13 protein-coding genes are annotated in these 14,891 nt (G+C 61.3%); 8 read left to right on the forward strand and 5 right to left on the reverse strand.

What is annotated here, in order from left to right:
* Positions 1–33: 33 nt before the first annotated feature.
* The gene (locus ACIPZC_RS23135) at positions 34–2,337 is read left to right on the forward strand and encodes a YgiQ family radical SAM protein (RefSeq protein ID WP_400629751.1); all 2,304 of its coding nucleotides are present in this window, start codon (positions 34–36) and stop codon (positions 2,335–2,337) included.
* Between the two features lie 158 nt (positions 2,338–2,495).
* Here ACIPZC_RS23135 and ACIPZC_RS23140 read toward each other — a convergent pair whose 3' ends face one another.
* Positions 2,496–3,083 (reverse strand): TIGR00730 family Rossman fold protein, encoded by a 588-nt coding sequence (locus tag ACIPZC_RS23140; protein ID WP_400629753.1) that lies wholly within the window; start codon positions 3,081–3,083, stop codon positions 2,496–2,498.
* 348 nt (positions 3,084–3,431) lie between these two features.
* On the opposite strand from ACIPZC_RS23140, the gene azu reads away from it, so the two are divergent.
* Positions 3,432–3,881 (forward strand): azurin, encoded by a 450-nt coding sequence (gene azu / locus ACIPZC_RS23145; RefSeq protein WP_267824107.1) that lies wholly within the window; start codon positions 3,432–3,434, stop codon positions 3,879–3,881.
* 108 nt (positions 3,882–3,989) lie between these two features.
* Here azu and nadE read toward each other — a convergent pair whose 3' ends face one another.
* Positions 3,990–4,817, reverse strand: coding sequence for an ammonia-dependent NAD(+) synthetase (gene nadE / locus ACIPZC_RS23150; protein ID WP_400629756.1), 828 nt, complete (start codon positions 4,815–4,817; stop codon positions 3,990–3,992).
* A gap of 3 nt (positions 4,818–4,820) precedes the next feature.
* Positions 4,821–6,026 carry a nicotinate phosphoribosyltransferase gene (gene pncB, locus ACIPZC_RS23155; RefSeq protein ID WP_400629758.1) on the reverse strand — a complete coding sequence of 402 codons (1,206 nt, stop codon included), beginning with the start codon at positions 6,024–6,026 and terminating at the stop codon, positions 4,821–4,823.
* Positions 6,027–6,518: 492 nt separating this feature from the next.
* Here pncB and ACIPZC_RS23160 point away from each other — a divergent pair, with 492 nt between their 5' ends.
* From ACIPZC_RS23160 to ACIPZC_RS23185, 6 genes are all read left to right on the forward strand, one after another.
* Positions 6,519–7,655, forward strand: coding sequence for a branched-chain amino acid ABC transporter substrate-binding protein (locus tag ACIPZC_RS23160; RefSeq protein ID WP_400629760.1), 1,137 nt, complete (start codon positions 6,519–6,521; stop codon positions 7,653–7,655).
* A 154-nt stretch (positions 7,656–7,809) separates the two neighbouring features.
* Entirely contained in the window at positions 7,810–8,724 is a 915-nt protein-coding gene (locus ACIPZC_RS23165; RefSeq protein ID WP_012316457.1) for an ABC transporter permease subunit, read from the forward strand.
* Between the two features lie 2 nt (positions 8,725–8,726).
* Positions 8,727–10,028: a high-affinity branched-chain amino acid ABC transporter permease LivM gene (gene livM, locus ACIPZC_RS23170; protein ID WP_241806228.1), complete on the forward strand. Its 1,302-nt coding sequence runs from the start codon at positions 8,727–8,729 to the stop codon at positions 10,026–10,028.
* The gene (locus tag ACIPZC_RS23175; protein WP_400629763.1) at positions 10,025–10,900 is read left to right on the forward strand and encodes an ABC transporter ATP-binding protein; all 876 of its coding nucleotides are present in this window, start codon (positions 10,025–10,027) and stop codon (positions 10,898–10,900) included. Before livM ends, ACIPZC_RS23175 begins: the two co-directional genes overlap by 4 nt.
* Entirely contained in the window at positions 10,897–11,613 is a 717-nt protein-coding gene (locus ACIPZC_RS23180; protein WP_400629765.1) for an ABC transporter ATP-binding protein, read from the forward strand. Before ACIPZC_RS23175 ends, ACIPZC_RS23180 begins: the two co-directional genes overlap by 4 nt.
* A gap of 608 nt (positions 11,614–12,221) precedes the next feature.
* Positions 12,222–12,989 (forward strand): SDR family oxidoreductase, encoded by a 768-nt coding sequence (locus tag ACIPZC_RS23185; protein ID WP_267819074.1) that lies wholly within the window; start codon positions 12,222–12,224, stop codon positions 12,987–12,989.
* Between the two features lie 100 nt (positions 12,990–13,089).
* On the opposite strand, the gene ACIPZC_RS23190 is transcribed toward ACIPZC_RS23185, so the two are convergent.
* Together ACIPZC_RS23190 and ACIPZC_RS23195 are read right to left on the reverse strand one after the other, a co-directional pair.
* Positions 13,090–14,187 carry an AGE family epimerase/isomerase gene (locus tag ACIPZC_RS23190; RefSeq protein WP_400629767.1) on the reverse strand — a complete coding sequence of 366 codons (1,098 nt, stop codon included), beginning with the start codon at positions 14,185–14,187 and terminating at the stop codon, positions 13,090–13,092.
* 50 nt (positions 14,188–14,237) lie between these two features.
* A complete protein-coding gene (locus ACIPZC_RS23195) occupies positions 14,238–14,870 on the reverse strand; it encodes a TetR family transcriptional regulator (protein WP_241806223.1) in 633 nt (210 codons plus the stop codon).
* Between the last annotated feature and the right edge of the window lie 21 nt (positions 14,871–14,891).

Consider the following 14,891-nt stretch of genomic DNA (forward strand, 5'->3'; position numbering starts at 1 on the left):
CGATTTTCCTGCTCAATAGAACCGGTCACTGACATGCAAGCAGCCAAACCACTCTACGACTATCCCAAGTACTGGGCCGAATGCTTCGGGCCAGCACCTTTCCTGCCGATGAGCAGGGAGGAGATGGATCTGCTCGGCTGGGATTCCTGCGACATCATCATCGTGACCGGTGATGCCTACGTCGATCATCCGTCATTCGGCATGGCCATCATCGGCCGCCTGCTGGAAGCACAAGGCTTTCGCGTGGGCATCATTGCCCAGCCGAACTGGCAGTCCAAAGACGACTTCATGAAGCTTGGTGAGCCGAACCTGTTCTTCGGCGTCGCGGCGGGCAACATGGATTCGATGATCAACCGGTACACCGCAGACAAGAAAATCCGCTCTGACGATGCCTATACCCCCGGCGGCATGGCGGGCAAGCGCCCTGACCGCGCCAGCCTGGTGTACAGCCAGCGCTGCAAGGAGGCCTACAAGCACGTACCGATCGTGCTTGGGGGCATCGAGGCATCGCTGCGGCGCATCGCGCACTATGACTACTGGCAGGACAAGGTCCGCCATTCGATCCTGATCGACGCCAGCGCCGACATCCTGCTGTACGGCAACGCCGAGCGGGCGATCGTCGAGGTCGCCCAGCGCCTGTCCAGTGGCCAGAGCATCGAAAGCATCACCGATGTGCGCGGCACCGCATTCGTGCGTCGTGACACGCCCGAGGGCTGGTACGAGATCGACTCGACCCGCATCGACCGCCCTGGCCGCGTCGACAAGATCATCAACCCGTACGTCAATACCCAGGACACCCAGGCCTGTGCCATCGAGCAGGCCAAGGGCGACCAGGAAGACCCGAACGAAGCCAAAGTCGTGCAGATCCTCGACAGCCCGCGCATGACCCGGGAAAAGTCGGTGATCCGCCTGCCATCGTTCGAGAAGGTACGTAACGACCCGGTGCTCTATGCCCACGCCAACCGTGTGCTGCATCTGGAAACCAACCCGGGCAACGCTCGCGCCCTGGTGCAGAAACACGGCGAAGTGGATGTGTGGTTCAACCCGCCGCCCATTCCCATGACCACCGAGGAAATGGACTACGTGTTCGGCATGCCCTATGCCCGTATTCCGCATCCGGCCTATGGCAAGGAGCGCATCCCGGCCTACGAGATGATCCGTTTCTCGGTGAACATCATGCGTGGCTGCTTCGGCGGCTGCACGTTCTGCTCGATCACCGAGCACGAAGGCCGGATCATCCAGAACCGCTCCCACGAGTCGATCCTGCACGAAATCGAGGAAATGCGTGACAAGGTGCCGGGCTTCACCGGCGTGGTCTCTGACCTCGGCGGGCCGACGGCCAACATGTACCGCATCGCCTGCAAAAGCCCGGACATCGAGAAGCACTGCCGCAAGCCGTCGTGCGTGTTCCCCGGCATCTGCGAGAATCTCAACACCGACCACAGCTCGCTGATCGAGCTGTATCGCAAGGCACGCGCCCTGCCAGGTGTGAAGAAGATCCTGATCGCCTCGGGTCTGCGCTATGACCTGGCAGTGGAGTCGCCGGAGTACGTCAAGGAGCTGGTCACCCACCACGTGGGCGGTTACCTGAAGATTGCCCCGGAGCACACCGAGCGTGGCCCGCTGGACAAGATGATGAAGCCGGGCATCGGTTCCTATGACCGCTTCAAGCGTATGTTCGAGAAGTACTCGAAAGAGGCGGGCAAGGAGCAGTACCTGATCCCGTACTTCATCGCCGCCCACCCTGGCACCACCGACGAAGACATGATGAACCTGGCCCTGTGGCTCAAGGGCAACGGTTTCCGTGCCGACCAGGTGCAGGCGTTCTACCCCTCGCCGATGGCTTCGGCCACGGCCATGTACCACTCGGGCAAGAATCCGCTGCGCAAGGTCACTTACAAGAGTGAAGGGGTGGAGATCGTCAAGAGTGACGAGCAGCGCCGGTTGCACAAGGCGTTTCTGCGTTACCACGACCCGAAGGGTTGGCCGATGCTGCGTGAGGCGCTGGAGCGTATGGGCCGTGCCGATCTCATCGGCCCTGGCAAGCATCAGTTGATCCCGCTGCACCAGCCGCAGACCGATACTTACCAGAGTGCACGGCGCAAGAACTCGACCCCGGCCGGCAGCCACAAGGTGGGCAAGGATCAGAAGATCCTCACCCAGCACACAGGTTTGCCGCCGCGTGGCAGTGATGGCAGCAAGCCGTGGGACAAGCGTGAGAAGGCCAAGGCTGAAGCGTTCGCCCGTAATCAGCAGGCGGCCAAGGAGCGTAAGGAAGCGGCAAAAGGTGGTGGCAAAGGCAACAAGAAGCCGCGCCAGCCTGTCATCCCGCGCTAAGGCTCAAAGGGGCCGCTTTGCGGCCCATCGCCGGCAAGCCGGCTCCCACTTACCGTGCAGCCCTTGAAGGCTGAGTTTGCAGTGCAGACCTTGAATGCAGCGCCAAACCTGTGGGAGCCGGCTTGCCGGCGATGGGCTGCAGCGCAGCCCTTTTCGGATCAATCCGGTTTTTTGCCAACCCATTTGGGCTGCACCGGTGAGACAAACGAATTCATCCCGTCCAGCAGGCGCTCCGCCTGCTGCTCCAACAGCAACATCGCGCGATGCTGCGGCCGCACGAATCCTTCTTCGACGATATGGTCGAGGAACCCGCCCAACTTCTCATAGAAGCCATTTACATCAAGCAAACCTAGCGGCTTTGCGTGATACCCAAGCTGGCCCCAGGTCCAGACTTCAAATAACTCTTCCAGCGTACCCAGGCCCCCCGGCAGGGCGATGAATGCATCGCTCAGTTCGGCCATGCGCGCCTTGCGCGCGTGCATGCCGTCAACGACCTCCAAGCGGGTCAGGCCCTTGTGGCCGATTTCGGCATTCATCAGGCTCTGGGGGATGATGCCGATCACTTGGCCACCCGCCGCCATGGCCGCGTCGGCGACAGTGCCCATGAGACCTACAGCGCCACCGCCATAGACCAACGTCAGGCCCCGGCGTGCGATCGTCTGGCCGAGGGCGATCGCCGCTTCACGGTAAGCGGGGTTGGCGCCGATGCTGGCGCCACAGAACACACAAACGGAACGTACAGGCATTGCTCTTCTCCAGTCACAGGCGTGCACAGGGTACGGCCAATGCATGGCGGTTCCAAGGCAGCTTTCATTCCGGGCGGGAGAACTCGCAGATCGCACCACTGGCGCCGTGGGCGTAGGCGGCGAGCAGGCTGTTCATGAAACTTGAGAGGGACATTGCAGTAGCTCCTAAATGAGAGGTTGTCCCATCGTCTATTAAAAGGGCATGATGTGCTCTTAGATTGGTTGTATACAATCCATTGAACAATTCTACTGGCTGGCCACTTGACGGCCCCTTGATGCACGTCAGCAAGGGGCTGAACGGTTTCAGGCAGTCTCGCAATTGATAAAACCCTGCCAAGGAGATTCATGATGTTTGCGAAAGCTGTAGCGGTATCCTTGCTGACCCTCGCCAGCGCCTCCGTCTTCGCCGCCGAGTGTTCGGTGACTGTCGACTCGACTGACCAGATGTCCTACACCACCAAGGAATTCACCGTCGACAAGAGCTGCAAAGCGTTCACCGTGAAACTGACCCATTCCGGCAACCTGCCGAAAAACGTCATGGGCCACAATCTGGTGATCAGCAAGACTGCCGACATGCAGGCCATTGCCACCGAAGGCATGAGCCAAGGCATCGACAAAGGCTACCTGAAGGAAGACAACGCCAACATCATCGCCCACACCGCGATGATCGGCGCACCAGAGAAAGAAACCGAAGTGAAGTTCGACACTTCCAAGCTGGAAGCGGGTGGCGATTACAGCTTCTTCTGCACCTTCCCGGGCCACATCTCGATGATGAAGGGCAAGGTCGTCGTCAAGTAACAGCTCGAAAGCAAAGGAGGGCTTTGCCCTCCATTCGCGACACGCGGCCGCCTCCACAGAAGATCGCACATCCCTGGAGAGGCGGCTGCGCAGCAGGCCCCATTGGCCTCAAGGGGCGAACGGCAGTTCGCGCTTGTGCTGGGTCTTGCGGTAGGTGGCGACGATGATGTCGAACGCTTCCTGCTCAACCGGCTGGCCATGCAAGAAGGCATCGATCTGCTGGTAGGTCACGCCATGCGAGGCCTCGTCAGGCTTGCCTGGCTCCAGGTCTTCCAAGTCCGCCGTGGGCACCTTCTCAACCAAAGACTCCGGCGCCCCGAAGCTGCGCGCGATGGCCCGCACCTGGTTCTTCACCAGGCCGCTCAACGGGGCCAGGTCGCATGCACCGTCACCAAACTTGGTAAAGAAGCCCATCACCGCCTCGGCGGCGTGGTCGGTGCCGATCACAAGGCCTGCACGGGCGCCTGCGATGGTGTATTGCGCAACCATGCGCGTGCGCGCCTTGACGTTGCCCACGACGAAGTCCACCAATGATGGCGAGCCGTCTTTGAGTGCCTGCACTTCTGCAGCCAGTGCACGCACGGCAGGTGCGATATCAACGGTGTGCACCTCGTCGGCGTTGATCACTTCCAGGCACGCCTGGGCGTCGTGCTCGTCATGCTGTACCTGGTAGGGCAGGCGCACGGCAATGAAGCGGTAGGCCGGGTCGCTGGTTTCGGCGCGCAACTCGTTGATGGCGCGTTGGGCGAGCAGGGCGGCAGTCAGCGAATCGACGCCCCCGCTGATGCCCAGTACCAGGGTCTTGAGACGGGCGTTGGCCAGGCAACCCTTGATGAACGCCACGCGCCGGGCGACTTCGGCCTCGAGCGCAGCGGCGTCTGCAAACGGCGGCTGCACATTTAGCGCCTGGGCAATCTCTTGCTGAACGGCTTGCATGGGTTACTCCTTGCTGGGGATTTTGAACACGTGACGCATGTAGGCGACGAAGTTCTCGTCGCGGCACTGGGTCTTGGCGGCCTCGTCAGAGATCTTCGCCACCGGCGAGCCGTTGCAGTCGGTCATTTTAAGCACGATATTCATCGGCGCCACGCCGGGGATGTCGCAGGTCAGGTTGGTGCCGATGCCGAAACTGACGTTGATGCGCCCGCGCAGGGCACGGAATATCTGCAGCGCGCGGGTCAGGTTGAGGCCGTCGGAGAACACCAGGGTTTTGGTCATCGGGTCGATACCCAGCCTTTGGTAATGGGCGATCGCCTTTTCCGCCCAGGCCACCGGCTCACCTGAGTCATGGCGCAGGCCGTCGAAGAGTTTGGCGAAGTACAAGTCGAAATCGCCGAGGAAGGCATCCATGGTGATGCAGTCGGTCAGGGCGATGCCGAGCAGGCCGCGGTACTCTCGGACCCAGCAGTCCAGAGCGGCGATCTGGCTGTCGATCAGCCGCGGGCCGAGCTGCTGGTGGGCCATGATCCATTCGTGGGCCATGGTGCCCAGCGGCTTGATATCCAGTTTCCATGCCAGGTCGACGTTGCTGGTACCGACGAAGCGGGCCGGGAAGTCATCGCGAAGTACCCGCACCACTTCCTCCTGCACGCGGCCGGAAAAGCGCCGGCGGGTGCCGAAGTCAGCCACTTGCAGCTCGGCCAGTTCGTCGTCGCTGGCGTGCGCCTGCAGCCAGTCGAACTTGCGGTAGAGCTGGTCACGGGCCTCGGCCAGGCGCATGCGCGGATGAAGGTGGCGGTTGCGCACTTCGCTGATGATGGCCAGCAGCGGGACCTCGAAGAGAATCACATGCAGCCAGGGGCCTTTGAGGCGCAGGTAAAGCTGGTCGCTCTCTATGCCGATCCGTACATAGCGCAGGTTGAAACGGAACAGGCGCAGGAAGCGCAGGAAATCGGGCTTGAGGAAGCTGATGCGTTCCAGGAAGGCGAGCTGGCCATCATCGAGGGTAAGTTCGCTCAGCCGTTCGAGCTGGTTGCGGATCTCGCCCAGGTAAGGACGCAAGTCCTCGCCATTGCGGCAGCGAAACTCCCATTCCACGTCGGCGTCGGGGTAGTTGTGCAGCACGGCCTGCATCATGGTGAGCTTATAGAAGTCGGTATCGAGCAGGTTATGCACGATGCGCTCGGCGAATGCGCTCTCGCTCATCAAGGGTGGCTCCGGAAGCAGGACTGGCGGCCATTGTGCCAGCCTTTTCAGGGTTGTTGTGGCAGTGCGGCCCCAATGCGGGCGCGCCAGCTGCCAAAGATCTGCTTCAGCCGACTTGCCCGCGAGGGGCCAGCACCCTCAAAACGGGTGTTTTTTCGTGCACCCGCCAGCCTTGAAACGGTGCTGCCTGTAGCAGTCGCGCACCAGCGGTGTGCACTTCGGTGACGTCTGCTGTTACAGGGCGGTTGCACGTAAACACTTGTCAGGGTTGCAATGATGGCACTCGCTGGTTGCTCCTTGCTCGCGCGAACGGTGGCGCTTGTCGCGTGGTAGACGGTTGCACAGTCAATAAAGAAAAGGCCGTCGGTCGCCTCGACGCAGCCCGCTCAGTGTGTTTTCCCACAGGACAAAACCAATGGCACGGCCCTTGCTCGGAGCTCAGGGCTGAGAAGTTGTAGTGCCAACCAAAAAAAACTCAAGGAGCACCACCTCATGTCGCAGACGTTTTACAAGAAAGGTTTCCTGGTACTGGCCGTGGCTACGGCACTGGGTGTTTCTTCGTATGTTCAGGCCGACGTCAAGATCGGTGTCGCGGGGCCGATGACCGGGGCTAACGCAGCGTTTGGCGAGCAGTACATGAAAGGTGCCCAGGCGGCAGCTGACAAGATCAACGCTGCCGGTGGCGTCAACGGCGAGAAAATCATCCTGGTCAAAGGCGATGATGCCTGTGAGCCGAAACAGGCTGTATCGGTTGCCAACCGCCTGGTCGATCAGGACAAGGTAATCGGTGTGGTGGGCCACTTCTGCTCTTCCAACACCATTCCCGCTTCCGAGGTGTATGACGAAGCAGGCGTGATCGCCATCACCCCTGGCTCCACCAACCCGCAGGTCACCGAGCGCGGGCTGAGCGCCATGTTCCGTATGTGCGGCCGTGATGACCAGCAGGGCATCGTTGCCGGTGACTACATCGTCGATGTGCTCAAGGGCAAGAAAGTGGCGGTACTGCACGACAAGGACACCTACGGCCAGGGCTTGGCCGATGCAACCAAGGCGCAGCTCGAGAAGCGCGGGGTCAAGCCGGTACTGTATGAAGGCCTGACCCGTGGCGAAAAAGACTTCAGCGCCGTGGTGACCAAGATCCGTTCCACCGGTGCCGACGTGGTCTACTTCGGTGGCCTGCACCCCGAAGCCGGTCCGCTGGTGCGTCAGCTGCGTGAACAAGGCCTGAAGGACGTCAAGTTCATGTCCGATGACGGCATCGTCACCGACGAACTGGTCGCGACGGCCGGCGGCGCCCAGTACGTCGACGGCGTGTACATGACCTTCGGGGCCGACCCGCGCCTGCTGCCAGACAGCAAGGCGGTGGTGGAAGAGTTCCGCAAAGCGGGTACCGAGCCTGAAGGCTACACCCTCTACGCCTACGCTTCGCTGCAAGCCTTGGCCGCTGCCTTCAACGGTGCCAAGTCGAACAAGGGCGAAGACGCTGCCAAGTGGCTCAAGGCCAACCCGGTGCAGACCGTCATGGGCGAGAAGAAGTGGGACAGCAAAGGCGACCTGACTGTCTCTGACTACGTGGTCTACCAGTGGGACAAGGACGGCAAGTACCACCAGCTGGATAAACAAAAATAACAACGGCAACCAGCCCGGGCCTGCGCCCGGGCCGATGCCCCTGCGGTACCTGTCTTTATTCGGAGATCTGCACGGTTCTGCGCTGCGAGGGCCGCTTCATCCGTGGCTTGCCGTGGTCGGCGCTCGTGCAGTCTCGCTCAGGTGAGATTGCGTTATGGATGGTATTTTCCTGCAGCAACTGGTCAACGGCCTGACCCTAGGGTCGGTCTATGGCCTGATCGCCATCGGCTACACAATGGTCTATGGCATCATCGGCATGATCAACTTCGCGCACGGCGAGGTGTATATGATTTCCGCGTACCTCGCGGCAATCAGCCTGGCATTGCTGGCTTATTTCGGTATCGAGTCGTTCCCCCTGCTGATGTTGGGCACCTTGTTGTTCACCATTGTCGTTACGGGTGTGTATGGCTTCACCATTGAACGCATCGCCTACAAACCCCTGCGCAACTCCACCCGCCTGGCACCGCTGATCAGTGCCATCGGCATCTCGCTGATCCTGCAGAACTATGCGCAGATCAGCCAGGGCGCCCGCCAGCAAGGCGTGCCCACCCTGCTCGAAGGCGCCTGGCGCGTCGAAGTGGGTACCGGCTTCGTGCAGTTGACCTACACCAAGATCTTCATCCTGATTGCCGCATTCGTCGGCATGGGGCTGCTCACCTATGTGATCAAGTACACCAAGCTCGGCCGCATGTGCCGCGCCACCCAGCAAGACCGCAAGATGGCCTCGATCCTCGGTATCAACACCGACCGGGTGATCTCCTACGTGTTCGTCATCGGCGCGGTGATGGCTGCGCTTGCCGGTGTGCTGATCACCATGAACTACGGCACCTTCGACTTCTACGCCGGCTTCATCATCGGCATCAAGGCATTCACCGCGGCGGTGCTCGGCGGCATCGGCTCGCTACCCGGTGCCATGTTGGGCGGCATCATCCTGGGGATCTCCGAGTCGTTGTTCTCTGGCCTGATCAACTCCGACTACAAGGACGTGTTCAGCTTCTCGCTGCTGGTGCTGATCCTTATCTTCCGCCCACAAGGCCTGTTGGGTCGCCCGCTCGTGGCTAAGGTGTGAACATGTCCACTGCCAAAACTGCCTCCGTTGCCGAAACCCAAGGTTTCGATCTCAAACGCAGCCTGCTGGAGACCATCGTCGCCGGCCTGCTCGCGCTCATTGTCTTTGGTCCGGTCGTCGGCGTGGTGCTCGACGGCTACAGCTTCAATGCCGAACCCCGTCGCGTGGCCTGGCTGGTCGGTGGCGTGATGCTCGGGCGCTTCCTGCTCAGCCTTTACCTGCAGACCGCCGCAGGCAAACGCATGCTGCAAGGCTTCGACAGCGGCGGCTCGGGGGTGCACGTCAATGCACCGAACTACAAGTCGCGTCTGCGTTACATCATTCCGGCGCTGATCGTGATCGCCATCGTCTTCCCCATCTTCGCCAACAAGTACCTGCTGACCGTGGTCATCCTCGGCCTGATCTACGTGCTGCTGGGCCTTGGCCTGAACATCGTGGTGGGCCTGGCGGGCCTGCTCGACCTGGGCTACGTGGCGTTCTACGCCATCGGCGCCTATGGCTTGGCGCTGGGCTACCAGTACCTGGGGCTGGGGTTCTGGAGTGTGCTGCCACTGGCGGCCATCGCCGCAGCGTTGGCGGGTTGCATATTGGGCTTCCCTGTTTTGCGCATGCACGGTGACTACCTGGCGATCGTGACCCTGGGCTTTGGCGAAATCATCCGCCTGGTGCTGAACAACTGGCTGTCGTTCACCGGTGGCCCGAACGGCATGCCAGCCCCGGCGCCGACCTTCTTTGGCCTGGAGTTCGGCCGCCGAGCCAAGGATGGCGGGGTGCCGGTCCACGAGTACTTCGGCTTCGATTACAACGCTAACCTGAAGTTCGTGTTCATCTATGCCGTGCTGTTCCTGGTCGTACTGGCGGTGCTCTACATCAAGCATCGGCTGACCCGCATGCCGGTTGGCCGCGCTTGGGAAGCGCTGCGTGAAGACGAAATCGCCTGTCGCTCGATGGGCCTGAACCATGTGCTGGTCAAGCTCTCGGCCTTCACCCTGGGCGCCTCAACTGCAGGCCTTGCCGGGGTGTTCTTCGCCACCTACCAAGGCTTCGTCAACCCGTCCTCGTTCACGTTCTTCGAATCGGCGCTGATTCTGGCCATTGTCGTACTGGGCGGCATGGGTTCGACGGTGGGCGTGGTGATCGCTGCGTTCGTGCTGACCGTAGCGCCGGAACTGCTGCGAAGCTTCTCCGAATACCGGGTGTTGCTGTTCGGTGTGCTGATGGTGCTGATGATGATCTGGCGACCGCGAGGGCTGATCCGTATCAGCCGCGCCGGCGTGGTCCCACGTAAAGGAGTGGCGCCATGAGCGACGAAATCATTCTCTCGGTCGACAACCTGATGATGCAGTTCGGTGGCATCAAGGCGCTCAGCGATGTCAGCCTGAAGGTCAAGCGTAACCAGATCTTCGCCCTGATCGGCCCCAACGGCGCCGGCAAGACCACGGTGTTCAACTGCCTGACCGGTTTCTACAAGGCCAGCGGCGGGCGTATCGAGCTGAACGTACGCGGCAGCCATAGCAACGTCATCCAGTTGCTCGGTGAGCGCTTCCAGGCGGCGGACTTCGTTTCGCCGGCGCGTTTCGTTTCGCGCCTGTACTACAAGATGTTCGGCGGCACCCACCTGGTCAACCGCGCGGGGCTGGCGCGGACCTTCCAGAACATTCGTCTGTTCAAGGAAATGTCGGTGGTGGAAAACCTGCTGGTAGCCCAGCACATGTGGGTCAACCGCAACCTGCTGGCCGGCGTGCTCAACACCAAGGCCTACCGCAAGGCCGAAAGCGATGCCCTGGACCACGCATTCTACTGGCTGGAGGTGGTCGACCTGGTCGACTGTGCCAACCGCCTGGCCGGGGAGCTGTCGTACGGCCAGCAGCGCCGCCTGGAAATCGCCCGGGCCATGTGCACGCGGCCGAAGATCATCTGCCTGGACGAACCGGCAGCCGGCCTCAACCCGCAGGAGACCGAAGCACTCAGCCGCATGATCCGCGTGTTGCGAGACGAGCACGACATCACCGTGGTGCTGATCGAACACGACATGGGCATGGTCATGAGCATTTCCGACCATATCGTCGTGCTCGACCATGGCAACGTAATCGCCGAAGGCGCGCCGCAGGATATCCGCCACAACCCGACGGTGATCGCCGCCTACCTGGGTGCCGACGAAGAGGAACTGGTATGAGTGCACCCATTCTGGAACTGAAGGATCTGGACGTGTTCTACGGGCCTATCCAGGCATTGAAAAAGGTCTCGATGCACATCGACGAAGGTGAGACCGTGAGCCTGATCGGCGCCAACGGTGCCGGCAAGTCGACCCTGCTGATGTCCATCTTCGGCCAGCCGCGGGCGGCCTCCGGGCAGATTGTCTACCGCGGCACCGACATCACCCGCAAGTCGTCGCACTACATCGCATCCAATGGCATCGCCCAGTCGCCAGAAGGACGCCGGGTGTTCCCCGACATGAGCGTCGAGGAAAACCTGATGATGGGTACCATCCCTATCGGTGACAAATATGCCAGTGAGGACATGCAGCGCATGTTCGAGCTGTTCCCACGGTTGAAGGAGCGGCGTAACCAGCGTGCGATGACCATGTCCGGTGGTGAGCAGCAGATGCTGGCCATTGCCCGTGCGCTGATGAGCCGGCCCAAACTGCTGTTGCTCGACGAGCCTTCGCTGGGGCTGGCGCCGATCGTGGTCAAGCAGATCTTTTCGACCCTGCGCGAACTGGCCCAGACCGGGATGACCATCTTCCTGGTGGAGCAGAATGCCAACCATGCGTTGAAGTTGTCGGACCGGGCCTATGTCATGGTCAACGGCGAGATTCGCATGACCGGCACCGGGCAGGAGTTGCTAGTCAACGAAGAAGTCCGTAGCGCCTATCTGGGCGGGCACTAAGCTGGACCCGGGGCTGCTTTGCAGCCCCGATATTGGTCAAATAGAGAATGTGGACAACTTGTCGCATATCTTTCTTGATCCACGCCACAATCCCTGCGCAAGCCATTGTTTCCACAGGCTCATTGTTGTCCACGGATAATGTGGAACCGCCTGTGGAAAACATGGTGGCATCTCGCTGAAACCCATTGAAATCAAGGCTTGCACGGTGCTGGTTAAATGTTGACCAGCTGCCGCATTGAGCGCTTTCAGGCGCGTTTTCACAGGTGCCAATTCAAACCCAAAATAATACGCGCGACCTGTGGACAACTCTGTGCGAAACCCTTGGACAGACTGCTGCAAGCGGCATGTTTGAAAGCGTCGCGCCATCATAGGGCTGCGCAAGGATGACCATAGTTGGCTGAAAGGGTTCCGCCTAAGGGTCAAGTTGCCCCCAATCCGTGGGGAAAGCCTTGTGGATAACATGCGCATAGATGGCGCAGGCCCCTCTACCATGCGGGTTTTCGGGTAATGTACAAAAAATGACCAAGGGCTTCTATGGCTTGCTGACGACGCCCGTCGCGGGCATGCTGCAAAGCTTGCCGAAAATAATCCACAGCGAGGAACAGAGCATGACGTCCACCGTATTCATCACTGGCGCGACTTCCGGTTTTGGCGAAGCCTGCGCGCGCCGTTTCGCCGATGCCGGCTGGAAGCTGATCCTTACCGGCCGGCGCAAGGAGCGCCTGGATGCCCTGTGCGCCGAGCTGTCAGCCAAAACCGAAGTGCATGGCCTGGTGCTCGATGTACGTGACCGCAAGGCCATGGAGCAGGCCATCGCCAATTTGCCGGCCGGCTTCGACAAGCTGCGTGGCCTGATCAACAACGCAGGCCTGGCGCTTGGCGTCGATGCTGCGCAGAACTGCAGCCTGGATGACTGGGAGACCATGGTCGACACCAACATCAAAGGCTTGATGTTCACCACCCGCCTGCTGCTGCCGCGTCTGATCGCCTATGGCCGTGGGGCGTCGATTCTCAACGTCGGATCGGTGGCGGGTAACTATCCGTACCCGGGCAGCAACGTGTATGGCGGCACCAAGGCGTTCGTTGGCCAGTTTTCGCTGAGCCTGCGCTGCGACCTGCGCGGCACGGGCGTGCGTGTCAGCAATATCGAGCCGGGGTTGTGCGAGAGCGAGTTCTCGCTGGTGCGCCACGGCGGTGACCAGGCCAAGTACGATGCCACCTACGCCGGTGCCGAGCCGATTCAGCCGCAGGATATCGCCGAAACCATCTTCTGGATCCTCAACCAGCCGGCGCACATCAACATCAACAGCCTGGAGCTGATGCCGGTGAGCCAGGACTGGGCTGGGTTATCGATCGATCGTTCGGTGAAAGGCTGACGCCCTAGGGGCGCTTTGTCGCCCAACCGCCGGCAAGCCGGTTGCCACAGGCGTTGCGGTCGCCGCTCGCTGTGTGGCAACCGGCTTGCCGGACGTGGCGTCAGTCAAGGCGCTGCAGGCCTTCCAGGCAAGTCGCCAGGTGGTAGGGCGTAGTCGAAGGCATGTCATGCCGGCTGACCGCACCATCACCATCGCGGCATTCATACCAGCCGCCATCGTGCAGGAAGCGTTGCTGCATTGCCTGCAACTGCTCGGCCAGCTTCGCTTCACTGCCTGGCCGTAATACCAGCGCGCGCAGATATTCAGCCTGCGCCCAGATCCGCTGGGTCGCATCGATCACCTTGCCATCCACCGCGAGCATTGCCAGCACTGCGGCATCCTTCACTCCGCACTGCTCGGCGTAACCGAATGCGCGGTCGATCGATGCATGCAGCGGCGTGCCGCGCAGCAGTGCCGAGGTATGCAGCAGGTAGAACCACTCGAACTGATGCCCCGGCTCGAACCAGTTATCCACAGCACCGCGGGGTTTTTCCAGCATCAGGCCATAGTGCGGCTCGATGAAGTGCGTCTGCAGGGCTTGGCACAGATGCAGCAGTGCTTGTTGAACACCCGGGTCTTCACGTACGCAGAGCACTTGCAGGAAGGCTTCGGCCAAGTGCATCTGTGGGTTTTGCAGGGGGCCGCTGCCAAGGTCGCTCCAGTCTTCACCCAGGCTCGCTTCATAGAGGCCGTCATTGCGGGCAAACCGCTCGTTGACGATCTCAAGGGCAGCATTGAGGGCCGACTCCACCAGGCCTTCGCGGACTTTGCCCCAGTAATGAGCGCAGGCAAACACGATGAATGCATGGGTGTAGAGGTCCTTGCGCCGGTCCAGCGGCTTGCCTTGGGCATCGATGCTGTAGAACCAGCCGCCATGTTCAGCGTCGTGGAAATGCCGCTGCAGGGAGCGGAACAGCGCTGCAGCCCGCTCGGCCGCGCCCGGTTGTTCGATGCGGCTGCTGAACAGGTACAACTGACGCGCGCAGGCCATTGCCCGGTACCGCTGCACCGGCAGCGGGTGGTGCGCGGCATCCAGGGCCTCGTAGGGCAGGGCCATTTCGGCATTCCAGCCCGGGCCGAGCCACAGCGGTACGATGCCTTCGGCGAAGTGCTGTTTGAAGCCGGCCAGTTCGGCTGGAGTGGGGCGGAGGTCGGACATGAATGCGCTCGTCACAATCGGGCAGTGCGCCATGGTAGCAGAAGTGCGCTTCAGCCCGGATTACCCAGACCCTGCCAATGCCGTGCACCGACGAAGATGAAGCGTAACTGCTGGGTTATCTTGTCCCGTGCGCTCAGGGCCTGTGGATAACCTTGCTCCGGGTTGTCGATCAGTTCCGGCAGGGTGGCAAACACGGTCTTCACCACCAGGTCGGCAATCACCGCCAGCGCTGCCTCGTTCAGGTGCTGCCAGCGTTTCATGCGCGCAAGGTCGGTGGACAGGTCGTTGCTGATACCTTGGCGCAAGCGGCCGATGGCCTGGCGCACCGCCTGCGAGCCGCCGTACTGCTCGCGAGCCAGGAACAGGAACTGTGCCCGGTTGGCGGCCACCACGTCGAGGAAGATGCGTACCGAGGCGTCGGTGATGCCGCCCAGTTCGAATTCATTGTGCCGCACCAGGCGGATGGTCTGGCGGAAGGTATCATCGACCTCGGCCACCAGCGCCAGGCCGAGGGCGTCCATGTCGGGGAAGTGCCGATAGAACCCGGTGGGCACGATGCCGGCGGCCTTGGCCACTTCGCGCAGGCTGATGCTGCCGAAGCCACGGCCGCTTTCCATGAGCTGGCAGGCCGCGTCGAGCAGGGCCTGGCGAGTCTGTAGCTTCTGTTCGGCGCGCGGCAGCATGTCAGGTCATTGATCACATGA

It is taken from the genome of Pseudomonas sp. NPDC089743, assembly GCF_044748785.1.
GTDB classification, from domain to species: Bacteria; Pseudomonadota; Gammaproteobacteria; order Pseudomonadales; family Pseudomonadaceae; genus Aquipseudomonas; species Aquipseudomonas putida_X.